The organism is Thauera aminoaromatica, assembly GCF_000021765.1.
GTDB lineage: Bacteria > Pseudomonadota > Gammaproteobacteria > Burkholderiales > Rhodocyclaceae > Thauera > Thauera aminoaromatica.
The window spans coordinates 2,381,815-2,407,161 of record NC_011662.2 but is presented as its reverse complement, the minus strand read 5'-3'; the positions used below and the strand labels follow the sequence as shown (position 1 = coordinate 2,407,161).

Genomic DNA, 25,347 nt, shown 5'->3' with positions numbered 1-25,347 from the left:
CGCGGATTCTATGGGCGGCTTGCATCCGGCATCAATGCAAGACCGGCAAGCGATGTGAGAGATTGCCTGACGCGCCGTCGCCCCCTACCCCTTCACGCACACCACCTGCTTCAAGGTATGCAGGACCTCGGTGAGGTCGCGCTGGTTGGCCATCACTTCGTCGATGTCCTTGTACGCGCCGGGGATCTCATCAACCACGCCCTTGTCTTTGCGACAGATCACCCCTTCGGTCTGGCGTGCGAGGTCGGCCTCGGTGAAGCGTTTGTTCGCGGCCGTGCGGCTCATGCGCCGGCCGGCGCCGTGCGCGCTGGAGCAGAAACTCTCCGCATTGCCCTTGCCGCGCACGATGTAGCTGCGCGCGCCCATGCTGCCAGGGACGATGCCGAGCTCCCCCTTCCCTGCACGAATCGCGCCCTTGCGCGTCACCCAGACATCGGCGCCATAGTGGTGCTCGCGGGCGACGTAGTTGTGGTGGCAGTTCACCGCCTCGGTGGTGACGGTAAAGGGCGGCAGGTGGCGCGCCAGCCCCGTGAGCACGAGATCGAGCATCGCCTGGCGGTTGGCCATCGCGTACTCCTGCGCCCAATGCACAGCCTCGACGTAATCGGCGAAGTGCTCGCTGCCCTCGGCAAAGTAGGCCAGATCGCGATCGGGGAGGTGGATCATGTGGCGCGCCATGTCCTTTCTCGCCAGCTCGATGAAGTACGTCGCGATGGCGTTGCCGATGCCACGGCTGCCCGAGTGCAGCATCACCCAGACTTGCTCGTGCTCGTCCAGGCAGACCTCGATGAAATGGTTGCCGCCCCCGAGCGTGCCCATCTGGTTCGCCCACTTGGAGAACTTGCCGAAGGCCTTGAGCAATTGCGGGTGACGCTCGGTCAGGGCCTTGAGGCCCGGCTCGAACGGGCGCACCGCGTCGACCAGTACCCGGCCGTCCGCATGCTGGTCGCGGCCGACCGGCACATCGCGGCTGATCTGATCGAACACCTTCTTCAGGCGCTTCTCGTCGATGTCGTTGGCGGTGAGCGACAGGCGCGCCGCGACCATGCCGCAGCCGATGTCGACACCCACCGCCGCCGGAATGATGGCCTGATGGGTGGCGATCACCGAGCCGATGGTCGCGCCGATGCCCAGATGCACATCGGGCATGGCAGCCACGTGATGGTGGATGAAGGCCAGGCTGGCGATGTTGGCGAGCTGCGCTTTCGAGCCCTCGTCGATGTCGTCGGTCCAGATCCTGACCGGTACGGCGCTGCCGTCGAGGACGGTCTTCACGGGCATGACTGCTCCCTTACGTTTCCCTGCCTCTATCCAACGCCGACACCCGACTGTTCGAGCGCCGACGCCCCGTCCTGGAGCGCAAAGACGCAGTCGGGCCAGCGCTCTGCCCGCAGCGTACTTACAAACACCTGCAGGCGAGCAAGGATCGACGCAGCCGCAGGGTCATCCTGGCTGACCTTCAGCGCCGCGCCCGGTGCCACGCGTTGTGCCAAGGCCTTAAGCCTACCAAGCGCGCCGGTGTCCGACAGCAGCGCTTCGTACAGGTCGCGCTGCGCCATCACCTGAACGAAGCAGGCGACCACCAGCGACTCACCCTCCCCTTCAGCCAACACGAACTCGAGCCAGTCGAGCACTGCCGTACCGACACCGAGTCGGCGCAACTCGGCATAACGTTGCGGCCATTCGGCCTGCGGGTGACTGCGGAGCCACTGTGTCAGACCGAGGGGAGTGAGACCTGTGTAATGCGGTTCGGCACACCAGTAACGCGGATCGTCCCGGGGGGGCTGCCCGGCGTCCTGGTTCGAGCTTCGGCGCAGGAAAGCCGGGATGTCATAGGTCCCAGCCTTGTTGGGCGTATCGCCGTGATCCGCACGTCGACCCGAGCGCAGCACCACGGGCGCATCGAAGGGATCGTCGAAGTCGAGATACGCACCGCTTGCCGCAGCCGGCGAGCCGTAGTGCTCCGGTGCCTCATTAACAGTGAGCGGCGCCATGCAGGGGTCGATGCAGAAGTCGAGACTGCCGAGCCCGCCAAAGCCGGCGGGCAGCATCGAGGGCACCTTCACGAGATCGGGCATGTCCGCCGGCTTGTCGGCTTCGGCACGCGTCTCGACGAGCAGGAAATGCGTCAGCGGGCTGACCAGCTGATACGCGACGGCCAGTTCCAGCGCCTGACGCGATTGGGCGCCCTCGGTCGCGAGCAGGGTTTCGATCTGCGCGGCCACGGCCATCCGGCTGAGCGCCGAATCATGCTCCGCAGCCGTCAGGCAGGCTTCGCCCAGCGACTCGGGCACCGAGGCGTGCGTGCGCCGGCCGATCAGACGCACCGTCCCATCCGGCACCTGCGCGAAGCGTGCCCACACGGTCACCGCGTCACCATCGAACACCGAGCCGGGTAGCGCGCTCATCCACAGGGGCTTCGCACCAGCCGGCCACGCAAGCGCCAGGGACGCCATGCGCTGCGAGCGCAGGCGCGCAAACATGCGCAGCACGGCAGGCTCCACAGTCTCTCCGGGGGCGACGAAGTCACAGGCCCCGCCGCTCTCCTCGGCCAGGCGGCGCAGCACACCCTCGGCAGGGGCGCTGCCGATACCGACGACGAACACCCGGTGACCCAGCGCGCGCGCCTTCGCCACCGTTCGGTCGATGGCGTGGATCTGGCCATCGGTGATGAGGAGCAGATCGACCGGCGCGGCACCTTCCCCAGCACCGGGGCTTACCGATGCGTCTCCGGCCAGGGCCAGCGTGGAGTCCAGCGCCTTCTCCATCTCCGTGCCGCCCAGGTCGGCTTGCAACTGTGCCGCCCAGCGCTGCCCGGCCAGCCGGGTAGCGGGGCTCGTGCGCCACAGCGCGCGCGAGCGATGCTCGACAGTGCTGCCGAAGCGTGACAGCGAGAACCGCTCGCCCTCGCGCAGGCCGGCGACGATGGCCTGCAGCGCACGTCGCGCAGCGGCGATACTGTCGCCCTGCATCGAGCCCGAGCAGTCCACCAGGATCTTCACCGCGAGCGGATGGGCCGCCGCCGGCACACGCGGGCAGAAGCTCGCCAGCACATTCACCGCGCCCTCATCGAGGGTGTCGTGCGCGCACACGGCAAGCGAATCCTGCGCAACCTCGTCGAGCACCAGGATGAAGTCGCGATCGAGTGCCCCGCCGCGACCGAGCGATACGAGCATCGCCGCCGTCTCCCCCTCTCCTTCGAGCCGCGTCGACAACGGATGGCTCGGCGAGCCGATGCGCGCCCGCGCGAGCTCGCCTTCGATGCGCAAGGTGAGCTCGAACGGATAGACGGCCATCAGGTCGTGCTCGACCAGCTGATGTGGCTTCAGGCCGGCATCGGCCACCGGGTCGCCGTAGCGCGGGGCGATCACCGTGGGCACCACCAGGCGCAGGCCATGCTGCTCGAACTGCAGCACCTGGGCGTAACGCAGCCGTACCACACAGGTCTCCCCGGGTGCGAGGTTGCCCAGGTTCAGCGTGTAGCTGCCATCGACGTTCTGCTCGAGCAGGATGGTGGTGTTGCCCTCGGCCAGCGCGTCCTCGTAGCCCTGCTCGGCTTGCCTCTTCTCGATGACCGCACCGGACAGGCGGCGCTCGCCGATCCGCACCTCCACCCCGAGGAGCACCGCCGCCCAGGGCAGCGGGAAGCTGTAGACGAGCTCGACATGGCGCTCGAAGGGGTTGGCAAAGCGCTGTTCGAGATCCGCTTCGAAGAGCGTGCCGCGCAAGGTGCCGGTGAACCGCACGCCCTGCAGCGTCAGTGCCTCACCCGCCCTCGTCTCGAGTCGTGCCGATTGTTGTTGTATCATCGTTCTCCCGCCTGTCGGTCGTTCTTGTCCGTGTTGTTCGAAGCAGCGCTCTGCGACACCGCCCCGCCTTGCCCCTGCACCGCCTCGAAGGCGGCCATCACGCCCTGGATGAACTGGCGCACCGCCTCGGGACTCAGGCCCGCGCGCTGCGGATCGATCACCACCTCGACCCCCTCGGCCACCGCCAGATGGCTGCGCACCGACACGCTGCCGATGGCGCGTTCGCGAGGCGGCACCGGCGGTGGCGCACCGTGGAGCAACTCGCGGATGCGCTCGAGCGAGACGCCGGCAGCGGTCCATTTGCGGATCTGCAGCAGCTGCTCGAGATGCCGCGCGCCGTAGCGGGCCGCCCGGGTCTCGCCCTCGGGGCGGTCGACCAGGCCGATCTGCACGTAGTAGCGCACCGTGCGGGGCGGCAGGTCCGCGAGCACGGCCAACTCGGCCAGGGGATAGCTTGGGGAGGCGTCGGTGTTCATGGCACCTATTAAGCCACTTTTATTTGAACAGTACAACTGTGCCTTAAAACCAGCAGAGGGCTGATAGCATCCGGCCGTCTCCTGACCCAACCTGGCCGTTACACCATGTCCCCACCTCCCCGCCCGACACCGCCCGCAGACAGCCGAGGCACGCGCGCCGCGCTGATCTTCGCGCTCACTGCCGAGCGCCTGTCGATCCACTACGAACATGGCCAGTGGCTCACCGAGGCCCAGGGCGCGAGCTTCATCGCCGATTGGCTCCGGCGCAGCGAGCGCGCACTGCCACTGGCCGATCGCCGCCAGCTCTCCGCGCGCAGCGACGGGCTGGCGCGCCAGATCGCGGGCTCGCTGTCACGGGAAGCGGGTCTCTACACCACGCACGAGATGATGGAAGCGCTCGATCCGAACTACGACTCGGAGTTGGCGCGCTCGATGATGGACGAATGCGCGCGCCTGCTGGACGCTGAGTGATGCGAGACGCTGATTGAGCCTCAAGGGCACCGATCCGTCAGTCGCTGACCTTTCCGCGCGCAGCCTTGATCGACCCCCGCCGCGCCTTCCCCTCCAGCCTGCGGGTGACCGACGCGCGGGTTGGCCGGGTCGCACGGCGCGCCTTCGGGGGCACCGCGACACGCTCGATCAGCTCCTCCAGCCGGCGCAGCGCCTCGGCGCGGTTCTTCTCCAGGCTGCGAAACTTCTGCGCCTTGATGATCACCACGCCCTCCTTGCTGATCCGATGGTCGTGCAGGGCGAGCAGACGCGCGCGGATGTCATCGGGCAGGCTCGACGCGGCGATGTCGAACCGCAGGTGCACCGCGTTCGACACCTTGTTGACGTTCTGGCCGCCCGCGCCTTGCGCGCGAATCGCGGTGATCTCGATCTCATCGGGGGAAAGGATGAAGCGGGTCGTCATCGCTGAGTCCCTGTCCGCGCCCCACGTCGCACGCGCATCAGCATCCCCGGGCAGCGGCCAGGCATCTTGGCAGCTGCGCCTTCGACGCGCGCTGGATCTGCCGCAGCAGTTCGACCGACACCCTGGGCACCTGATGCCGCAGCCGCAGCTCATCCTCGAGCCGCAGCAGCAGGCTCGCGGCCATCTCGGCATCGGCCAGTGCGCGGTGATAGCGCCCGGCGACCGGCAAATTGGCGTACTCGACCAGGACGCCCAGCTTGTGGCTCGGTGCGAGTGGTAGGAGACGTCGGGACAGCAGCAGCGAGCACACGAAATCCTGCTTCCTGTTGCGCTGGATGCGCCCGAGCTCCGCGTCCCAGAACTTGGCGTCGAACGAGGCGTTGTGGGCGACGATCGGCATGTCGCCGACGAAATCGGAGACGTCGCGCATGACCTCGCCCGCCAAAGGTGCGCTGCGGACCATGGCGTTCGTGATCCCGGTCAGCGCCTCGATGTAGGCGGGAATCCGCACGCCCGCGTTCATCAGGCTCTGATAGCGGTCGACCACACGACCGTCCTCCACGATGACCGCTGCGATCTCCGTGGCGCGATCGCCCTGCGCGGGTGACAACCCCGTGGTCTCGAAATCTATGACTGCCACCGCTTCCATGCTCGACACCTTTCTCCAGGACGTGGCGCATGGGCCATGCGCACCTTGATGACCGGCCGCGATTATAGGCACGGCGGCCAGGGCCCAACGACTGCCTTCGCCTTGACAGCCCCAATGCCCCTCCGCTTTAATCCGGTCATCGCGCCGATTTGAAATCACAGCTTGCGGGCGCGTAATAAATGCAGCTAAAGCGGCCTGACCAGACCCGCTGAGCCTGCATGGCCATCGGGTCTTTTGCTTTTTGCAGCACCTCACGGGCGCCCAGCGCCCAACCGCCGGCATTAACGACAACTTGCCGGGGCGGATGACAAATACCGGCTAAAGCGTCACCGCCTCTTCGCCCCCGCGAGGCCGGTCACGCCGGCTCAACAGGGGGCGAGGAGCAAGACCATGATCAGTACGCAATCCACGGGCGACCGGCGCCTGACCCCCAGCCAGCGCGAGGCGCTCGGCAAGTTCGTTCCCAATCCCTTCCCGCCTGCGCAGGCAAGCGCGCCTCTGCGCCAATCGTCGAGCGAGCCCCTGCCGATCCGCCCAAGTTGGCTCGGCTGGCGTTGAGCCCGGTCACACGAGGAGAAAATCATCATGTGGCCTTACGCAACCCGTGGCTCGCGCTTCATGGGCGACGTCAGTGAGATCAGCCCCAGCGCGCTCGTGTACGAAGACTTCAGCACCAATGCGGTGTCGATCAAGCTCTGGCTCCCCGAGAAGCTGGTCGCTGCCATCGATGTGCTCTGCAATCAGCACGACGCGAGCCGCCCTGACGTGCTGCGCTGGATCCTCTTCGAGCACGTGTTCGGGCGAGTGGAACTCGCGCATCTGAAGCGTCGAATGAGCGCTCGGCTCAAGGAGATGGAGAAGATCGAGATCATGGGATCCGTCCGGCGCAGCGCCACCGAAGAAGGGCCGACACCCCGCGAGATCAACGCCCGCCACCTGGGCAAGGCCACTGAGGATCTCAAGCTCTTCCTGCCCGCGCGGCTCAAGCTCGAGCTGCAGGACCTGGCCGACGCCGCAAAGCAGCCGCTCTCCGATTACCTTCGCGCGGTGCTCGCCCGTCACCTGCTCGGCGAACGCTTCTTCCGCGAGTGGCAGGCAGCGCTCGCCAAGGCCAACGCCGAGGCGGCCCGGCACGAGTCGGACATCGTCCTCTCGCGCTAGCGCATGGCCACCCACCCGGGCGCGGCCGAGCGCAGTTTGCGGGGAATTTCTCCCGCAGGCTCGGCCGGCCCGGTAGTCTTTCACCCATGCCGCAACGGCATCCGGTCCCTGATTTAGCCCCACTTGCGGGGGACGTTAAACGCATACCGCTAGGGGCTGTTCACATTAGCTGATTTGTGTTTACATCCTGATCTTTGGGCGGAGATCAGGATGCTTCGAATGGTGCTGACAGATGAACAGTGGCAGTCAATCGAAGGGCTTCTACCCGGCAAACCCGGCGATAGAGGGCGTTCGGCCAAAGACAACCGGCTGTTCGTTGAGGCGGTCCTTTGGTTGGCACGCACAGGCAGTCCGTGGCGCGACCTTCCGCCCGAGTTCGGCAACTGGCATTCGACGTATGTACGCTTTGCGCGTTGGCGCGATGCAGGCGTCTGGAATCGGGTCGCCCTCGCACTGGCCGGCGAGCGCGATCTGGGGCGGGTGTTCATCGATTCGACCATCGTTCGCGCCCACCAGCACGCCTCAGGCGCCCAAAAAAAGTAGGACCGCAGGCGCTGGGGCGCTCGCGTGGAGGCCTGACGACCAAGCTGCACTTTGCCGTCGATGCCTTGGGCAAACCGCTGCGCATGATTCTGAGCGCAGGACAGGTCGCCGACATCGAGTGTGCGCACGATTTGATTGCCGATATGCCGTGCGCCAGCTTGGTTGCCGACAAAGGATACGATGCCAACGCCTTGGTCATGAGTATCGAAGCATCCGGTGCCCAAGCAGTCATCCCGCCTCGATCCAACCGCATTACCCCCAGGCACTACGACCGCTGCGCGTACCGCGCGCGAAATCTGATCGAGCGCTTCTTCAACCGTATCAAGCATTACCGTCGGATCGCCACACGCTACGACAAGCTCGCATGCAGCTACATGGCATTCGTGCGAATCGTTTGCGCGGTGATCTCATATCGTTATATGTGAACAGAACCTAAAGAGGGCGCTTCTGTTCTGGAGGCGAACATGTCCCGCGACAAAGCAATCAAGGCCGTTCAGCGACTGATCCGGCTCTACCTCTCCAAGCACGGCTACCACGTCGAGCAGGCCGGCCAGCAGTGGCAGTGGCGCCGTGACGGCGCTGCGGCAACGCCGGCGGACGACGAACTCACCGCCATCCTGGCTGCTTCCGAAGCGCTCATCCGCGCCTCGGTCAGCACCGCCGCAGCTTGAACGAGGTGACCGCCATGGATCGCCGTACTTTCCTCAAGGCGCTGGCCTCGTTCGGCGCCTCGATCGCCCTGCCCCTGGATCTGGCCACCGCGTCCGCTGCCGAGATCGACACCGCCTGGACCGAAGCCGTCAGCACCTGGGATCTGTTCGAGGTCAGCGAATTCCGCGCGCTCTCGTACGCCAACTTCGAGGAGCCCACCACACGCTACGACGCCTATGGTTTCAGCGACACGAGCGACGTCGATGCCTCGATGCTCGAAAGCCATTACGACCTCTACGACCCCATCCAGGCGCTCTACCGCGAGCACCTGCTCGAGCAGGATCCCGCGCTTGACGAGGCGACGGTCGACGAGAAGGTCGAGGACGATTGGCTCGAGTGGTGTGAGCAGGCCAGCGGCACTGATCGGACCAGCATCGACAGGATCATCGACGACTGGCTCTCCGAAGCGCCCGATCCCTGCCAGGAGTGGGAGCGCTACTACAAGACCGGCGACGCCCAGGGGGCTGCGTACGACCATTTCCTGCGCGAAGATCCGGAGTTGATGGATGCGCTCGGCATCGTCGTGGTCGAGGGCGACTGCCCCGGCAGCAGCTACTACGCCGCCGAACTGCACACCGAGGTCGAGGCGGCCAACCGCATCGCCGCCGAGCGCGACTGGACGATCCGCTTCGTCCATGACGGCGAAGACATCGTGCGCTACGACCGCAAGCCGATCGTGTGATCGAACATGATGAGAACCAGGAAACGGATGGAGGGCGTGCCGCGATGACAGCCAAACCCAAAGCCCCGAGTCAGCCCCCGGAGGGCGTTGTCTCGCAGTACATCCTCAGCCCCGATGAGGGCGATCCATTCTGCTGGGAACGGGTTCTCGGCCGTGACTCGCGCTACAGCCTGTGCGGGGACTGCTGCGGCTGGAACGGCTCGCACCCGATCTCGGAAGAACTCTTCGAGGCCCTGGTCGAATGGTACCGGCGATTCTGTCGCGCTCCGGAGGTCCCGGGCCTGATGACCAACCTCGACCTCGACTGGATCGACTTCCCTGCGCAGGGGCTCGAGCTTGCGCGCCGGCTCAAGGCGGAGGTCGGCCCGACGGCCGAGGTGCGGTACCGCAAGCCGATGGAAGACCCCAACCAGCAGCTCGAGCCGCTGCGGTACGTGCTCGATGATGGTTCGGTCGTCGCCGAGGAGAGCGAAGAACCTGACGAGCAGGAGCCCTGGCCCGCTCGCCAGATCCACTCAGGGGGACAGACCGGCGCCGACCGGGCGGCGCTGGACTGGGCCATTGCCTGCCGGATCATTCACGGGGGGTGGTGTCCCAAGGGCCGGAAGGCCGAGGACGGCCCGCTTGCCGGCCGCTATCAGCTCAGGGAGACGGAATCTGCCGGCTATCGCCAACGCACCAAGCGCAACGTGCTCGAGAGCGACGCCACCTTGATCGTCAACCTCGGCGAACTCGACGGCGGCACGCTGGAGACCGTGCAGATCGCCCGCCAGCACAAAAAGCCGGTCCTGGTGCTGCAGCTCGACGAGACGCCCATCCAGGAGGCGGCCGTGCGCCTGCGCACCTGGGTTGAAGCGAACCGGTTCTGCTCGCTCAACGTCGCCGGCCCTCGCGAGAGCAAGCGGCCCGGTATCTACGCCGCGACCTACGAGCTGCTTGAGCGCAGCCTGGAGCCGGACGGTTCACTACGGCCGAAGGAAGTCTTCGTATGGCCCGACTGGGCGCTCGGGGGCGATGATGAGGAGGAAGCCTGACACCCGGCTCGATCAGGGCGGCGCAGCACCAAGTTGCGTGCGCTTTCTGCACTGGCCGGCGTCGCGCTAAAGGCCCGGCAACCGAACACACGGTCTGGCTCACCTCACGAGCCAGGGGGATTTGATCCAACTTGCGGCCCCCGCCACGCCGGCAAAGCCGCTAAAGAGGAGTGTGTCATGTCGTTGTTCATCCCGTTCTCACCCATCAGCGAGTACCCGTCTTTCGCTCAGGGAGGTGCGCGATGACCATTCCCGTCGTCTTTCTGACAGCCGTGCTCAAGAAAAGCGCAGTGCGCTACCACTATGCCGGGGGCGAGGCGGCCTTCCGGGTGCGTTATCCGTATGCGGCTGAGGATCGTTACCTCTTCGGACTCGCAAGCATGTCGGGGCAGGAGATGGATGAATTGTTGACAGAGTTGGCCGTGGCAAACATCGAGCTCACCCGTGACGGAGCGCTGGCCGACCGCACCGGCGGAGCCCTCCTGTCCCACCCGGACATCGTCTTCAGCTTCTGCGACTCAGCGAAATTCGCGGGGCTGGAGGCGCGGCTCGTGCGCGATGATCCGATCGAGATGGCGCGCGAGGGCGAGGGAATCGTGCGCTTCTTGATGGCGCGAGGCTTCAGCTTCGAGGTGCCGACCGCAAGCCTGGCCGACACAGAGGATGGACGATGAGCGCAGGCGGAAGCTTTCTCGCCGCGCACGTCAATAGGGCCTCGCTGATATTGGCGGGAGGGTCGGGCGGCTACCGGTCAGGCTTTGGCATGCCCCGTTGCAGGCGCCGCCGACTAGGCCCCGAGCTTTGCCATGAAACTAGCTGTCATCCCCCGCCCCTGACACAATCGATCGAGTCAGCACCCAACCCTCATCCGGAAAACGCAGATGCGGCCAACGATCGGAAAACTCGTCGGAGACAACCTCTACATTCACCGGCAATGCCTCGATTACCTCCCAGACGAGTTGGGAGAGACGATCACTCAAGCTCGGCATGCTTCGGCGGAAGCCTTCGAGTTGGCAGACGTCTTCAAGATCGGGACTTCCAACCGCACGGTCTCCCTCCTTCGCTATCCGTCCTTCTTCGAGGATCCCTTCCCCACCTTGGCGGAGAGCCGGCGCATCCATCTCGATGGCGATCGAGTCAGCTATCGCTCGTATGCCGAGTCACTCAACCCACCCATCTTGCACAGGAAGGAACTCCTCCTTCCGCCCAACCACCCGGACCGCGAAGCCTTCGCCACGCTCACTGCCCAAGCTGAGCAGCTTGGGCTGTTTCGTGACAATCACCTGATCGGTTTCAAGCGCACGTGGGAGGAGAAGATACGCGCAGCCGGGTATTACCTCGATGGCCACACCCTCCTCCCGGTAGGTAACGAAGTCTCCGAGGCAGAGCAAGGCGACACGCTCGACACAACGGCAGCGGAGATCCAACGACACCGCACCGCATTAAGTCGAGCGGGCCTCTCCGCCCCGATGCAGGCCCTTGCTCGCCACGGCCTGCTCGGCGAGCAAACAACCCTGTTCGACTACGGTTGCGGTCGTGGCGACGACCTGACCGCACTGCGCAGCAACGGAATTGCAGCCAATGGTTGGGACCCCTACTTCGCACCCGACCAGCAGAAGCGGCCCGCCAAGGTCGTCAACCTCGGCTTCGTCATCAACGTCATCGAGGACTTCGACGAGCGCATCGCCGCCCTGCGAGGTGCATTCGAACTTGCAGAAGAACTGCTCGTCGTTTCGACGATGCTTTATGGAAGCGCGCCACCGCCCGGACAACCCTATCGGGATGGCTACCTGACCGGGCGTCAAACGTTCCAGAAATACTTCACCCAGAACGAACTCAAGGAATTCGTCGAGTCCGTTCTCGACACAGAGGTCGTCGCCGTCGGACCGGGCATCATGTTCGTTTTCGCGGGTAAGGGTGCTGAGCAGCGATTCCTGTACGGCCGACAACGCAGCCATCATGCCGTGAAGCTACTGGGCTACCGCCGCGCGCAGGCAGTTCGCAGCCCGAGGGTGCCACGGCCTTCCAGACGCGAACAACAACTCGCGGCGCATCACGACCTCATCGACGCGCTGTGGCAGGCGATGCTGAACCTCGGTCGCACGCCCGAGCCATTCGAGTTTGCGGACTACGCGGCAACTGTTGAGGCTTTCGGCTCGTGGGCGCGCGCGACTCGATTCGTACTCGAGGTCAAGGACACCGCAGAGTTCGAGCTCGCGGCAGCCGAGCGTCGCGCCGATCTTCTCGTGTACCTCGCTCTCCAGCTCTTTTCGAAGCGGAAGCGCTACAGCCACCTCGATGAAAGCCTGCAGCGCGACGTCAAAGCGCACTTCGGCGACTACCAGAAGGCCCCTCGCCACCGCGCAGGCGTTGCTGCTGAGCGTCGCAGATCCATCCACACTTGATGACGCTGCCGTGCCGCACAAGCGAGGGGTTTGGGCTACTACGTCGAGAGCGACTACTGCAACTCCACGCATCCCTAATCGAGCGCTTGCCCGCCGTGTTGCGAGTGTACGTGGGGTGTGGCTCGATCCTCTATGGCGACCTCGACGGGATCGACCTCGTCAAGATCCACATCCGCTCGGGCAAATTGAGCCTGATGAAGTTTGACGATTTTGACGGCCAGCCCATCCCCCTCATGACCGAGCGGATCAAGATCCGCCTGCGCGACCAGGACATCGACTTCTTCGTCTATGGCTCACCCCATGAGCCCCCGCCCCTGTACTTTAAGTCCCGTTACCTCAACGAGGACCATCACATGTTCGAGCAGCAGTCCCGCTTCGACGAAGACTTGGAAGCACTGAGCCTCTTCGACCCCGATGGTTTTGGTCTTCCGCTGCAACAACTACAGCAGGCACTAGCATCGCGGCGGCTGGAGGTCTCGGACTATGCGCTTGCCCCGTCCTCAACGATCCCCAGCCTCGACGAACCATGCGGGGCGCACTTCACCTTCCGGCACTTCATCGAGTGTGGCGAAACCTGGGAGAGGACCAGACTGCACAACGTCCCCCAGCAGGCTGCCACGTTCAACGCTCTCCACGCGCTTGCGACAAACATCCTGGACCCAGTCATCGATTACTTCGGAATGATCCGGCTGACCTACGGCTTCGCCTCGGCCGCACTAGCCAAAGAGATCCCGGGCCGGATCGCACCACACCTCGACCAACATGCCGGACACGAACTCAACCGCGCTGGCAAGCCGATCTGCTCGCGACTTGGCGCTGCAGTCGACTTCTTGGTCGAGGACGAAGACATGGTGGAGGTTGCCAAATGGATGACAGCCAATATCCCATTCGATAGGCTATACGTCTACGGTCCAGATCGACCCATCCATATCAGCTATGGCCCAGAGGGTGCCCACCAAGTCGTAGTGATGAGCCCGACAGCGACTCCAGCTCAGCTTGTACCAAAGGCCCTCACACCGGACAAGTTCGCGTCCTTCAAGTGGCCCACCGCGACGTCAAACAGTCTCCTTGGTTAGACGTACAAGACCAAGCAGCTCACTAAAAAAAGAATCATTCATCCAATATAGATAGAAACCGCTTCCCTGCAAGCTCTCTGCCTGAGCCGGTGAACGGGTCGTTCTTTGCCCTACAGGAAGGTCCTGTTCATGAACTGGTGAACCCCTCCAGTCGGCTTCTTTATGACTGGAGGGGTTCACCAGTGTAAAATCCACGCATGACGACCGCTGCCATCTCCCCCGGATACACACCTCACTTCTCCGGACACGAGACCTTCACACTGAGGCAAATGTGGCTCAAGAAGGTCTTCGATCAGAGAACGAAAGCTAACAGGATCAAGAAATCGGTCTTCACCGACGACGAGTCGATCGCGCGCTTTGGCGTCGGTAAGAACATGGTCGGCTCAATGCGGCATTGGGCCCTCGCCACCAATTTGATAAGCGAAGGCGGCCCGGACGATTATGTCGTGTCGCAAAGAGCTCAATGGATGTTTTCCAACGACGGTTTCGATCCCTATTCGGAGAATCCGAACACTGCTTGGTTCGTTCATTGGCAACTTGCAGGATTGGCCACGCGCTCGACGACTTGGTTCTGGCTTTTCAACAAGGTAACAGCGCCGACATTCACGAAGACGGACCTTGAAAAGCCCTTGGCTGACTTTGCGTTCAAATTCAATATCAAACGTGGCATCTCCGCCTCGACCCTTGCCCGCGACATCGACACGTGCGTCCGCAGCTATGCTCCTAGGTCAGGGGGCAGTTCGCCGGAAGATTTCGCCGAGCCCATGCTCGGAGAACTAGGCTTGATTTCCGAAGAAACTAAGGGGGTCTTCACCTTTCGGCGCGGCCCGAAGCCCACGCTCAGCAACGGACTCTTCATCTACGCATTGATCGATTATTGGGAGCTGCTCGATCCCTCTGCGAGCTCAATGGGATTCGAGTCCGTAGTCTATGGTGAGGGTTCTCCTGGACGAGTCTTCAAACTCGACGAGGAGTCCGTTGCGGAACGCCTCTTCTCTCTTGAGGAAGACACCGCGGGCGCCCTTTCTTGGACCGACACCTCTGGTCTTCGGCAAGTGCTTCGAAAGAGCTGGAACAGTTCAGCGTTCCAAGACTCGATGCTGAAAAAGGCCTACGAATGAACGCTCACAACACCAAGAAACTCTCCGAGCTCGTTCGGATTCGCCGGCAATACCAACGCTCCATCCGTCTGGACGCCGATCTCGGGCGCATGGACGCGCTCGACGGCTACGTATGCCACAAGACAGCCGCTGATGTGCTTGACGCCATGGCGAAGCAAATCAGCGGGAGTAATCAACGGGCCTTCACGTGGACCGGCCCGTTTGGAGGCGGCAAATCTTCGCTCGCCATTGCTCTGGCGTCAGCTCTCGGTCCCGACAAAGACCTTCGGGCAAAAGCTCGGGACGTCTTGCGCTTGGACTCCCATCCGAATTTCGACGAAGCCCTCCCCGTAAGACGCGGCTGGCTCGTTCTTCCGGTTGTCGGCCGGCGAGGGTTCGTCTCCGAGGAAATCTCGAAGACGCTCAATCACGCGCTCGGATCAAACACGGCCCCCGGCTCGGCTGCGGAAGTCGTCGTGGATCTGTGCTCGGCGGCGGCCGACGAGCGATACGACGGCGTCTTGCTCGTCATCGACGAAATGGGCAAGTTCCTCGAAGCCGCGGTCCTCGGCCTCGGCGACGACGTCTACTTCTTTCAGGACCTGGCTGAATCGGCGGCCCGAGCCCAAGGCAAGATCGTCGTGGTCGGCGTTCTGCATCAATCCTTCCGGCAGTATGCCTCCCGCTTGGGGAGCGAGTCCCGCGACGACTGGGCGAAGGTCCAAGGCCGCTACGCGGACATCCCTTTGGTCGCGGCAAGCGACGAGGTTGTGGAGCTGATCGGCCGCGCGGTCGAAACGGACGCCCGTCCCAAATCCAATCGAGCCGACGCCAGAGCCATCGCCTCCTCGATGGCGGCTCGGCGGCCCGCCATCGGCGTGGAAGCCTTCGCCGAAAGCTTGGACGCATGCTGGCCGTTGCACCCCGCGATGGCGGCCCTCCTCGGCCCGGTATCCCGTCGGCAATTTGGCCAGAACGAACGCAGCACCTTTGGCTTCCTCGGATCCGTGGAGCCTCACGGGTTTCGCTCCTTTCTCAAAGAGCAGACCCTATCCGACGAATGCCGATACCGCCCGGACCATTACTGGGATTACCTCCGGGTCAACCTTGAACCGGCGATTCTTTCCTCGCCCGACGGCCATCGCTGGGCGCAGGCTGCGGACGCCGTTGAGCGGACTGAGGCGCATCACAGTCCTCTTCACTCCGCCCTGATCAAGAACATCGCCGTAATCGACCTGCTTCGCAGCGCCTCCGGCTTGGCCGCCGACTCTAATGTTTTGCGCTCGCTTTTCCCGGAGACGCTCGGCAAGGAAGTTGACGCGGCGTTGGAGCAGCTTTCAAAGTGGCGCGTCGCGATCTACAAAAAACATCTCGGCGCTTGGTCGATTTTCGAAGGCAGCGACTTCGACATCGAAAAAGCCTTGGCCCAAGCCAAGTCGACCCTTCCGGGCATCGACTTCTCGGTCTTGACGAGTCTCGCCAACCTCTACCCTGCGATCGCCAAGCGGCACTATCACAAGACCGGGACGCTCCGTTGGATGGATGTAGCTTTGTGCCGCCTCGAAGACGCCGAAGGGATTGCCTCCAACTTCACTCCTAAGAAAGGCGAGTTCGGCCTCTTCTTGTTGGCGCTTCCGTCCAAGGACGTCCGGCTGGAGGCCGCAGTTGACGCCTGCGAAAAGATCGCCCGCAGCCGCCCTTGGCCGGTGGTCGTCGGCATCCCGCCAAACTACGCCCGGATCGAAGAGCTTAGCTTGGAGCTAGTTTGCTTGCAGTCCGTGCAAGGCCGGCCGGAGCTCGAAGGCGACCAAATCGGGAAGCGCGAAGTTACCGCCCGAATTTCAGCCGCACGCTCGGCCCTGGAAGAACAGCTTCGCTCTGCCGTGACCCGAGCGATCTGGACCGTAGCAGAACGAACCTACCGGCCCGGAACACCGATCGCCCGCTGCGCCTCGGATCTGGCGGACGACCTTTACCGGGACTCACCTCGCCTTTGGAGCGAGCTGATCAACCGCGACGCCCCTTCGAGCGCGAGCGTCAAAGCCCGACGCGACTTGATTCATGCGATGCTGGAAACCGAGCATCTGGAAAACCTCGGATTTGAAGCCTTCCCGGCGGAGCGCGGGCTCTATGAGTCCCTGTTGAAAGGGACAGGGCTGCATCGCAAGGACGAGGGCTCGGATGCTTGGCGCTTTCAGCCGCCGGATGAGCGGCGCGGAGCGACCCTAATCCGCTTGTGGGACGAAACCCGCAAACTGTTCTCCGACGCCTCCAAACGCGTGGAGGCCGTTCAAATCGACAAGCTGTGGGCCGGCGAGCCTTTTGGAATTCGCTCGGGGGTCAGGCCCATCCTGATGACGGCGTTCCTTTTGGCTCACAAGGGAAACCTCGCGGTTTACAAGGACGGCATGTTCATCCCCAGCTTGAACGACGCCGACCTCGACGAGTATTTGCAGGACGAGAAGCGCTTTTCATTCCGTTGGGTGGTCGTCGACGACGAGAAGACCCGAATCCTCTCCGGGATCTCGAATCTTCTGGCGTCAATCGGCGCCGCGGCTCCGGCCAGCGATCCGTTGGAAGCGGCCAAAGGCTTGGTCGCCTTGGTTTTCCGCCTTCCCAATTGGACGAAGCGAACTGCGACCCTATCGCCCGAAGCCCGGGAAGTGGGGTAGAGCAAGCAGTCGTGTCACCAGCCGCCATTTCGATCACGGTAGGTCGAGCCGGGTGTTCATATCGAGATCGAACCGACCATACGGGTTGACGTGTTCCCAGATCAGCGGCGTCAGGGCGGCGTAGTCGCGTGGTGTGAACCTGCCCTGCCAATGCGGCAGGGCCAAGACCTTCTGGATCATCAGCGTGTTGATGTAGACCATACAGTTCTGGATCAAGTGCAGCGCGAGCATGCTGACCTCGTGATCCTCGCGGCGGTTGCTCGCCATCTCGCCCCGGCGGGCGAAGAACACGAAGTCGGTCGCGCCGTTCCACTGCTCGACTACGTTCAGCCCCTCGTTGATTTCCCGGCGCAACGCCTCGTCGTGCAGGTAGCGGCACAGGAAGATAGTCTTGATCGCCTTGCCCAACTCAGCGAATGCCTTGTAGGTCGGGTGCTGCACGTTCTTCTTGGTGAAGCGGCGCAGGATGGCTTCGGTGTCCGCTGTCCCCAGGCGCAGCGCGGTAGCGTACTTGACCATCTGGTCGTACTGTTGCCGCACCGAGTCCCAGTCGATGGGCTTGGTCAGAATCTGTTGCAGGTTCGCGTAGGCGTCGGCCTTGCCGGTCTCTGGCCGGTACAGCTTCTGTGAGTGGATGGCCTTCAGCCGTGGCAGCAACTGGAAGCCCAGCAGGCGGCAGAAGGCGAACGCCACCGTGCTCTGGCCGTGCGAATCGACATACTGCCGATCCACCTCCATCTCGGTGCAATGGTGGATCACGCCCTCGATCATCGACGCCACCTCCGACGACGACGGCGACTTGAGCTGCGAATGGATGCACAGCGAGCTGCGCTCGACATGCCAGTAGATCATCACGCCGCGCCCGCCGTAGCGGACGTGCCATTGCGTGGTGAGGTTCTGATCCCACGCGCCGAAGTGTTTCGAGTCCGACGCGCAAGCGGTGGTGCCGCTACCCCAGATCGCCGGGTTGCGGGCTTGCAGCGTGCCGTCTGCGACGATGGCAATCGCGCGGCGCATCGCGTCCACGCTGATGTAACGGCGGCGCACATAGGCCAGGTCGCGCGCCGTGGTGCCGGAATCCAGCCCGGCCATGCGCTGCAAGCCAGCATTGGTGCCCAGGCCGTGCAGACACAGGAGCAGGCGCGGCTGCAACACCGAGCGATCCATCGACTCGTAGGAGGTCGGGCTTTTCAGGGCATCGGTAAAGCTCAACCGCAGATCGGTTTCCTTGACCATATCGAGCAGGCTGGTCATCGGCCAGAGGACATTGAGTTCGGCCTTTAGCGCGGTCAGATTGGGGGGATCGGGTTGCGCATCGAGCGGCGTCAGCGTGATCCAGCCACCGCCCTTGCTGCTCAGCCGGACGGATGGATTCTTCTTCAAGCCAGCGTCGAAGGTGGACAGCGCCGCGCGCATTTCGGCCTGCAAGTCGGCGATGAAGCGCTCCACATCGAGAGGCAGGTTCAGCGCCCGGTAGTAGTCCTCGCGGTTTTGCTCGAAGTCAGCCGGCAGATCGTCGTCGGGGTTGCGGTAGCGGTTCGCGCCGACCACCCAGATTTCCTTGCAGCGCAGCCGCTCGCGCAGGGCTTCCAGCACGGCGATTTCATAGGTGACGCGGTTGACCCGATCCCGGCCGGCGGCGTCCGTCTCCATGACGGCTTCTCGCCACAGGCCACGTACCACGCCATCGAGCGGCACCTCGATGTCGGCTGGGAAGGTATGCACCTTGGTGTCGGCAAAGCGCTTCACCAGGTCGAGCGCGTCCATCACCGGGCGGTGGCGGTCGTTGTTGGAGCGGAATACCAGCGCGGCCAGCAAGGTCGGTACTATGCGCCGGTAGTGGCCCTGGTACGAATTGCGGATCACAGTGCGCAGCGTGATGCGGTAGGTCGGGCCGGTGGCCTTCCACTCCTTGACCAGATCGCGCAGCGTCTGCTCGCCGACCACTGGAAACACCACGTCGCGCACCACGCCGTCCGGCTGGGCCAAGGTGGCGTCGGCCAGATTGAACAGCAGGTTCTGCTTGCCGGACACGCGCTTGAGGTCCTCCAGCAGTTCGCGTTCGACCTTGCGTTCGGCACGCGCGCCGATCTGGTGGATGGTCTCGATCAGCAAGTCCACCAGGTCGTCGGTCAGGCTGCGGGCGCGCAGGTGGACGAAAGCGGCCAGCCAGGTGAGGCGCGCTGCATCGGGATGTCGGCGCAGGTCGCGGGGAACCTCGACCGACACACGCTGGCGGCAGCGCTCCAGGTCACGCGGCGAAGTCCGGTCGAACAGATCGGCAGACAGCTCGATCCCCCGGATCAGTTCGAGCTTCGCCAACTCATCCTGCATGCTGGCAAGGCTTGGGCGGCCGGGACTGCCGCGCAGTTTCAGCAAGACGGCCGGCGCGTTGCCTGCGGCTTCGCCTTGAGCATCTTCAACGGCGCTCTCCCCGTGGCCCGATTCTTCTGGGCGCAGCAAGGCATCCAGGCGTTCGCGAGTCGCGGGCGGCAGCCGCCCATACACGCAGCTATGGAAGCGGTCTTCGTGGGAGCGCAACGCACTGCGCGCGATGCGCTCCATCCGGTCTGGTTTCGGCGGCTCGATGGCGAGTTCGCGGCAACGTCCTTCCAGCCGCTCGATCATCGGCTCAATGTCACCGCCAACTTCTCCGGCAACATGATCACGCAGCCACTCCGTCAGCATCTCGGCATCGGCTACCGTCGCTTCGCGGAAGCCGAAACGCACGCGGATTTCGCCGCGCAGCCGCTCGGCAGTGCGGCCCGTGAGGAAGGCTTCGCCATCGATGGGCGCGGGTGCGTCGAGTTGTTTGGCGAGCGCGGCTATGCCCTGTACCTCGACTTCGGTTTCGTCGCGCGGAAAACGGCCGCGATCGCGGAAGAAGGTCAGCAGGATGGCAAAGCCCAACCGGTTCGCCCGGTTTTTGGTCATCACCAGTTCGCGTTCGGCTGGCGCCAATACCCACTGATCTTCCTTACTGCCGCCGCCGTCCGCCATACCGCTACGCTCCTGGGGGCACTGACGCGGGCCAGCCGGCCCGCGTCAGAGTTTCGATCAAGGTGGTCCGCTTCACGCCGAAGTTGCGGCACACGGCTGCCTTGGACATGCCACCTTCGAGCGCGGCGATAATGGCATCCAGCTTCTCGCCGGTGATTGCCTGCGGCCGCCCACCGATCCGGCCACGTTTGCGGGCAGCAGCCAGGCCGGCAACGACACGCTCCTGGATCAAGGCGCGCTCGTACTGCGCGAGCGCGCCGAACACCTGGAATAGAAACTCGCCCGATGGCGTGGTGGTGTCCAGATTCTCCGTCAGCGAGCGGAACGCCACCCGCTTGTCCTTGAGCGAGGTCACGATGGTGAGTAGGTGCGACAGCGATCGGCCGAGCCGGTCGAGCTTCCACACGACCAGTACGTCGCCGGGCCTGACGAATTCGAGCGCCTGCACCAAGCCGGCGCGGTCGTCCTTCGCGCCGGAGGCGTAATCCTCGAACAGGTGACGCGGATCGACGCCGGCGGCGAGCAGCGCGTCGCGCTGCAAGTCCGTGCTCTGCCGGTCGGAATCTGACGACACGCGCATGTAACCTACTAACATAAGCGGAAAACCATCAAGACGCGGTTTCCGCATGGTAGCGTCTGGCGACACAGTTTTCCGCACAATTTTGCGGCCACTCGGAGCTTGGTGCAGAGGGCTGTTGAAGATCTGTCGACAATCAAATGTTTTCCGACAGGTCTTGGCATAGCGCAGGCCCGCCTTGCAGTGTTCTGTGAGTAGCGCTTAGTAAAGACGACGTATATACTTTGTTAGTATTAAGTGGCAGGAGGCCCCGATCATGTCAAAACAAGCCGTTTTCACGATGAAGCTGGAGCCCGAGTTGCGCGCCGAGTTCATGGCCGAAGCCGAAGCGGCCCATCGCCCGGCGTCGCAAGTCCTGCGCGAGTTGATGCGCGAGTTCATTCAGAGCCAGCGCAAGTCGCGCGAGTACGACGAGTTCCTGCGCCGCAAGGTCGAGGCCGGCCGGGCTTCAATGCGCGCTGGATTGGGGCGATCGAACGATGAAGTTGAGGCCGAATTCGCCGCACGGCGTGCCAGTGTGGCGAGGCAGTCGTGAGAGTTGTTTGGACGCCCGAAGCGCAGCAAGACCGTGCCGATGTGTGGGACTACATCGCAGCCGACAATCCGCGCGCGGCGGCCCGGATGGATGAGATTTTCAGCGATGCGGCCGCCCGGTTGACCCAGCACCCCATGTTGGGCAAGCCGGGAATCGTTCCTGGCACCCGCGAGTTGATCCCGCATGAAAGCTATCGCCTGGTGTACCAGATCGACGGCGAAACGGCGTGGATACTGACGCTGGTTCACACGGCCCGCCTGTGGCCGCCTGTGCGCGATTAAGAAACAATCATGGCAACGATGAAACGGCGCGTTGACTGACTGCTTTCGAGCCAGACCGCGGTCGGCGGCAGGCGGCCACGACCCGCCGGTGGCGATTCTTCTCAAAAGCCGACGTTGAGCAGAACCTCGCACCGGTAAGCCGTCATTCACCTGGCAATGTCAGTTTTCGCGGACGACGGGCAGCTTTATGGGGGCACCGGCCATCGGAGCAACGTTTGGCGAAGTCGGCCCCCGGCCAACTGCCGCCCCTCGCCAATTCCAAAGAACTGTTATTCGAACGGCTGGTCCGCACCGCAATCGGTGCATTACGCGAGTATGTCGTCCAGTTCTGCGGACCAACCTACTCCGACTAAGAATGACTGCGATGCGTTCCGTGGTCGTCGTTAACGGCACCTGCGGATCCGCTTCGATACGCCGTACGGTTTCATGCGCCTGGCCGTTGCGCGTAGGTCCCACCGGAAAACTCAGCCATCAGTCGCTGCAATTCACCAGCATTTGCGACCTCCATTTTTCGCATTACGTTGGCGCGATGGACGTCCACCGTCTTCGGGCTGATGTCGAGGGCGTATGACCGGGATAAGGGGAAAAACTGTACATATCACCTGTAACCGGTTGATCTACAACTAATCCTGATGACGTGCCAACCGCTGCAATTCTCCGTTACCCTTGCATGCTGGCACGGATACCGGAGGATCAGGATGGCGTCACTGGAGCGCACTGCATACCCGCAGTTTCTGAGCTACTACTCACCGAGTGACCTGCGACAGTTCTTTACTCTGCAGGATGAAGAAATCAACTGGCTGAAGTCGGCCGGCCGTTCTGCCGGGACCCGACTCGGACTGGCCGTCCTGCTCAAAGTTTTCCAGCACTTGCGCTACTTTCCTAGCCTCGACAAGATACCTTCCGAGGTGATCACCCACGTCCGGAATGGCCTCGGTTTCGGTGACGCGATACGGATCGAATACCCCGTCGAACGCACCCTCTTTCGGCACAAAGCCATGGTGCTGGGCTTGCTTAACGTCAAACCCTTCCATGGGCACGATGCGATGCGCCAAGCAGAACGCTTTGCCTGCGATGCGGCTGAGCTCATGGATCAGCGTGCCGACATCATCAATGGGATAATCGAGGGGGTGCTCCAGGCGCGCTACGAACTCCCCGCCTTCTCGACGCTCGACGATTTGGCAGAGAAGGCCCACGCTGCCGTGCAGAACCGGGTGTTCGGTAAGGTATTTCACCGTATCACCCCCCAACAACTCGAAGCCCTACAGGCGCTGCTGGTCACGGACAAACTGGAACGCCGCCAAAGCGAATACAACGAGCTCAAGAAATCCGCGAAACGCCCGACCCGCAAGCATCTCGATATGCTGGTGGAGCATCTGGAATGGCTGGATTCGATCACGGCGGGGGATGACGTCCTTGCAGGCCTTCCCGACACCAAGATTCGCCACTTCGCCGCCCAGGCCATGGCCTATGACGTGTCCGAGTTGCGCGAATGCGCCGAGACCAAGCGTTACACCCTGCTGGTGGCCCTGATCCGGCGCATGCAGGTGCGCGCGCGGGATCAGTTGGCCGAGATGTTCCTGCGCCGCGTGGCCACGATTCACAAACGCGCCAAGGAAGAGCTCGACCAGATCCAGTTCGGGCAGCGCGGCCAGATCGAGCGCCTGATCGGCACGCTGGATGGCGTGCTCGCCATCCTCGACGGCGAACCGGACAATGCGGCGGCCGGCGCTCAGATACGCGAATACCTTGCACCCGCAGGTGGAGTCCACGGGGTCCGCGAGACCTGTGCCCAGGTGCAGGCGACCAGCGGCAACAACTACCTGCCGCTCGTGTGGAAACACTTCAAGAGCCATCGCTCCATCCTGTTCCGGCTCGTGCATTTGCTCGACATCCGCGCCACCACCCAGGATCGGACGCTGATCGACGCTTTGAACCTCATCAAGACCTACCAGGACAAGCATCGCATCGAGTGGATTACGGAGAGCATTGACCTTTCCTTCGCCTCGGACCGCTGGCGCAAGCTCCTGCGCGAGGGCGACAGCGGCGATGGTTTCGGTCTGGGCTTAAGCCGGCGCAACCTCGAAATCTGTGTCTTCTCCTACCTCGCCGAGGAGTTGCGCTCTGGCGATCTCAGTATCGTCGGCTCGGAGGAGTTCGCCGATTACCGCGATCAGTTGCTTTCGTGGGAGGAATGCCAGGAGTTGTTACCCGCCTACTGCGACAAGATTGGCCTGCCGCAGGACGCAACGACCTTTGCCAGCAGTTTGCGCGACTGGCTCACCGACACCGCGCAGCACCTGGATGACACGTTTCCTGAATGCCGCGGCGATGTGGCCCTGACTGCCAGCGGAGAACCCGTGTTGCGCAAGCCGATTGCGCGCGAAATCCCGCCTTCGGTTATGTCGCTGCAGAACGCGCTGACCCAGCGCATGCCGGCGCGGCACATTCTGGACGTGCTCGCCAACATCGAACACTGGATGGGCTTCACGCGGCACTTCGGGCCACTATCGGGCAACATGGCCAAGCTCAAGCAGCCGGCCGAGCGCTACCTGCTGACGATCTTCGCCATGGGCTGCAACCTCGGGCCCACACAGGCGGCGCGCCATCTGGGCAACAGCGGCGTCACGCCGCACATGCTGTCCTTCGTCAATCGGCGCCACCTCTCACTGGAGAGCCTGGAAGCGGCCCAACGCGAGCTCAACGAGGTATATCTGCGCCTGGATCTCCCCAAGATATGGGGTGATGGCAAGACGGTCGCCGCCGACGGTACGCAGTACGATTTCTACGACGAAAACCTGCTCGCGGGCTACCACTTCCGTTACCGCAAGATGGGCGCCGTCGCTTACCGCCACGTGGCCAACAACTACATCGCGGTGTTCCGTCACTTCATCCCGCCCGGCGTGTGGGAAGCGATCTACGTGATCGAGGGGCTACTCAAGGCGGGCTTGTCGGTCGAGGCGGATACGGTGCATGCCGACACCCAGGGCCAGTCGGCCACCGTGTTTGCCTTCACCCACTTGCTGGGCATCAAGCTGATGCCGCGGATCCGGAACTGGAAGAATTTGACGCTGTTCCGGCCGGACAAGACGGTGAAGTACAAGTACATCAATCGGCTGTTCGGCGACAGCGTGGATTGGAATCTCATCGAGCGGCACTGGCAGGATCTGATGCAGGTGGCCTTGTCGATCTACGCCGGCAAGATTTCTTCGGCCACGCTGCTGCGCAAGCTGGGCAGCTACAGCCGCAAGAACCGTCTGTATTTCGCGGCGCAGGAACTGGGCAACGTGATCCGCACGGGCTTCCTGCTGGAGTGGATCGGCAGTCGTGAGCTGCGCCAGGAGATCACGGCGAACACCAACAAGATCGAGTCCTACAACGGCTTTGCCAAGTGGCTGTCCTTCGGTGGCGACGTGATCGCCGTGAATGAGCCGGACGAACAGCAGAAGCGCCTGCGCTACAACGATCTCGTGGCCTCCGCCCTGATCCTGCAGAACACCGTCGACATGATGCGCACGTTGGGCAACCTCCGGCATGAAGGCTGGCAGATCACGGAAAACGATGTCAGCTTTCTGAGCCCCTACCAGGTCGCGCACGTCAAGCGCTTCGGCGAGTACAGCCTGAAACTCAAGCGCAAACCCGAAGCCTGGATCGCGGACGACACCTTTCAACAAGTGGCCGCGTCGGTGCAGGACATGCGGCGCGCGACGCGCAGAGCCTGAG

Annotated in this window: 22 protein-coding genes, 1 pseudogene and 1 riboswitch; of the genes and pseudogenes, 15 read left to right on the top strand and 8 right to left on the bottom strand. The window is 63.4% G+C overall.

All coding sequences use genetic code 11. From position 1 onward, the window contains the following. Positions 1-84 precede the first annotated feature (84 nt). From TMZ1T_RS10540 to TMZ1T_RS10530, 3 genes are read right to left on the bottom strand one after another with little or no spacing between them, the layout of a single operon-like run. Positions 85-1,281: an RtcB family protein gene (locus TMZ1T_RS10540; protein WP_012585387.1), complete on the bottom strand. Its 1,197-nt coding sequence runs from the start codon at positions 1,279-1,281 to the stop codon at positions 85-87. A gap of 26 nt (positions 1,282-1,307) precedes the next feature. Further along, on the bottom strand, positions 1,308-3,809 hold the full coding sequence (locus TMZ1T_RS10535; protein ID WP_012585386.1) for a VIT and vWA domain-containing protein: 2,502 nt from the start codon (positions 3,807-3,809) through the stop codon (positions 1,308-1,310). Continuing rightward, positions 3,806-4,285, bottom strand: a complete 480-nt coding sequence (locus tag TMZ1T_RS10530) for a helix-turn-helix domain-containing protein (RefSeq protein ID WP_012585385.1) — start codon at positions 4,283-4,285, stop codon at positions 3,806-3,808. Before TMZ1T_RS10530 ends, TMZ1T_RS10535 begins: the two co-directional genes overlap by 4 nt. Before the next feature lie 105 nt (positions 4,286-4,390). On the opposite strand from TMZ1T_RS10530, the gene TMZ1T_RS10525 reads away from it, so the two are divergent. Next, entirely contained in the window at positions 4,391-4,756 is a 366-nt protein-coding gene (locus TMZ1T_RS10525; protein ID WP_012585384.1) for a hypothetical protein, read from the top strand. A gap of 37 nt (positions 4,757-4,793) precedes the next feature. Here the strand turns inward: TMZ1T_RS10525 and arfB are convergent, their stop codons facing one another. Next, the gene (arfB, locus tag TMZ1T_RS10520) at positions 4,794-5,198 is read right to left on the bottom strand and encodes an alternative ribosome rescue aminoacyl-tRNA hydrolase ArfB (RefSeq protein ID WP_012585383.1); all 405 of its coding nucleotides are present in this window, start codon (positions 5,196-5,198) and stop codon (positions 4,794-4,796) included. 37 nt (positions 5,199-5,235) lie between these two features. Next, positions 5,236-5,847 (bottom strand): 3'-5' exonuclease, encoded by a 612-nt coding sequence (locus TMZ1T_RS10515; protein WP_012585382.1) that lies wholly within the window; start codon positions 5,845-5,847, stop codon positions 5,236-5,238. 131 nt (positions 5,848-5,978) lie between these two features. Then, a riboswitch (SAM riboswitch) is annotated at positions 5,979-6,057 on the top strand. A gap of 180 nt (positions 6,058-6,237) precedes the next feature. Here TMZ1T_RS10515 and TMZ1T_RS21335 point away from each other — a divergent pair. From TMZ1T_RS21335 to TMZ1T_RS10465, 11 genes are all read left to right on the top strand, one after another. Further along, entirely contained in the window at positions 6,238-6,405 is a 168-nt protein-coding gene (locus TMZ1T_RS21335) for a hypothetical protein (RefSeq protein WP_012585381.1), read from the top strand. Positions 6,406-6,432: 27 nt separating this feature from the next. Further along, a complete protein-coding gene (locus TMZ1T_RS10510; protein ID WP_012585380.1) occupies positions 6,433-7,008 on the top strand; it encodes a hypothetical protein in 576 nt (191 codons plus the stop codon). 210 nt (positions 7,009-7,218) lie between these two features. Continuing rightward, a protein-coding gene (locus TMZ1T_RS20570) for an IS5 family transposase (protein ID WP_086014417.1) occupies positions 7,219-7,976 on the top strand; the annotation gives its coding sequence in 2 pieces (ribosomal slippage) (positions 7,219-7,543 and positions 7,543-7,976; 759 coding nt in all). 39 nt (positions 7,977-8,015) lie between these two features. Beyond that, positions 8,016-8,222: a hypothetical protein gene (locus TMZ1T_RS10495; RefSeq protein ID WP_012585377.1), complete on the top strand. Its 207-nt coding sequence runs from the start codon at positions 8,016-8,018 to the stop codon at positions 8,220-8,222. A gap of 14 nt (positions 8,223-8,236) precedes the next feature. Further along, positions 8,237-8,944, top strand: coding sequence for a hypothetical protein (locus TMZ1T_RS10490; RefSeq protein ID WP_012585376.1), 708 nt, complete (start codon positions 8,237-8,239; stop codon positions 8,942-8,944). A 44-nt stretch (positions 8,945-8,988) separates the two neighbouring features. Next, positions 8,989-9,978: a putative molybdenum carrier protein gene (locus tag TMZ1T_RS21330; protein WP_012585375.1), complete on the top strand. Its 990-nt coding sequence runs from the start codon at positions 8,989-8,991 to the stop codon at positions 9,976-9,978. Positions 9,979-10,220: 242 nt separating this feature from the next. After that, positions 10,221-10,652 carry a hypothetical protein gene (locus tag TMZ1T_RS10480; RefSeq protein ID WP_012585374.1) on the top strand — a complete coding sequence of 144 codons (432 nt, stop codon included), beginning with the start codon at positions 10,221-10,223 and terminating at the stop codon, positions 10,650-10,652. A gap of 207 nt (positions 10,653-10,859) precedes the next feature. Then, positions 10,860-12,383, top strand: coding sequence for a DNA phosphorothioation-associated putative methyltransferase (locus TMZ1T_RS20270; RefSeq protein WP_012585373.1), 1,524 nt, complete (start codon positions 10,860-10,862; stop codon positions 12,381-12,383). An 86-nt stretch (positions 12,384-12,469) separates the two neighbouring features. Next, on the top strand, positions 12,470-13,459 hold the full coding sequence (locus TMZ1T_RS20265; protein ID WP_144312157.1) for a class I SAM-dependent methyltransferase: 990 nt from the start codon (positions 12,470-12,472) through the stop codon (positions 13,457-13,459). Positions 13,460-13,656: 197 nt separating this feature from the next. Continuing rightward, positions 13,657-14,580, top strand: a complete 924-nt coding sequence (locus TMZ1T_RS10470) for a DUF4007 family protein (protein ID WP_012585371.1) — start codon at positions 13,657-13,659, stop codon at positions 14,578-14,580. Further along, entirely contained in the window at positions 14,577-17,231 is a 2,655-nt protein-coding gene (locus TMZ1T_RS10465) for an ATP-binding protein (protein ID WP_012585370.1), read from the top strand. The genes TMZ1T_RS10470 and TMZ1T_RS10465 overlap by 4 nt, the downstream gene beginning before the upstream one ends. 33 nt (positions 17,232-17,264) lie before the next feature. Here TMZ1T_RS10465 and TMZ1T_RS10460 read toward each other — a convergent pair whose 3' ends face one another. Next, positions 17,265-20,231 carry a Tn3 family transposase gene (locus TMZ1T_RS10460; RefSeq protein ID WP_012585369.1) on the bottom strand — a complete coding sequence of 989 codons (2,967 nt, stop codon included), beginning with the start codon at positions 20,229-20,231 and terminating at the stop codon, positions 17,265-17,267. 4 nt (positions 20,232-20,235) lie between these two features. Continuing rightward, on the bottom strand, positions 20,236-20,811 hold the full coding sequence (locus TMZ1T_RS10455) for a recombinase family protein (protein WP_012585368.1): 576 nt from the start codon (positions 20,809-20,811) through the stop codon (positions 20,236-20,238). 253 nt (positions 20,812-21,064) lie between these two features. On the opposite strand from TMZ1T_RS10455, the gene TMZ1T_RS10450 reads away from it, so the two are divergent. Next, a complete protein-coding gene (locus TMZ1T_RS10450; RefSeq protein ID WP_012585367.1) occupies positions 21,065-21,343 on the top strand; it encodes a hypothetical protein in 279 nt (92 codons plus the stop codon). Next, positions 21,340-21,624: a type II toxin-antitoxin system RelE/ParE family toxin gene (locus TMZ1T_RS10445; protein ID WP_012585366.1), complete on the top strand. Its 285-nt coding sequence runs from the start codon at positions 21,340-21,342 to the stop codon at positions 21,622-21,624. The genes TMZ1T_RS10450 and TMZ1T_RS10445 overlap by 4 nt, the downstream gene beginning before the upstream one ends. Before the next feature lie 424 nt (positions 21,625-22,048). Here the strand turns inward: TMZ1T_RS10445 and TMZ1T_RS21795 are convergent. Then, positions 22,049-22,183 (bottom strand): annotated as a pseudogene (locus TMZ1T_RS21795) (LuxR C-terminal-related transcriptional regulator); the annotation flags it as partial. Between the two features lie 139 nt (positions 22,184-22,322). Between TMZ1T_RS21795 and TMZ1T_RS10440 the strand changes: the two are divergent. Next, complete coding sequence (locus TMZ1T_RS10440; RefSeq protein ID WP_012585365.1) at positions 22,323-25,346, top strand: Tn3 family transposase; 3,024 nt, start codon at positions 22,323-22,325, stop codon at positions 25,344-25,346. Position 25,347 lies beyond the last annotated feature (1 nt).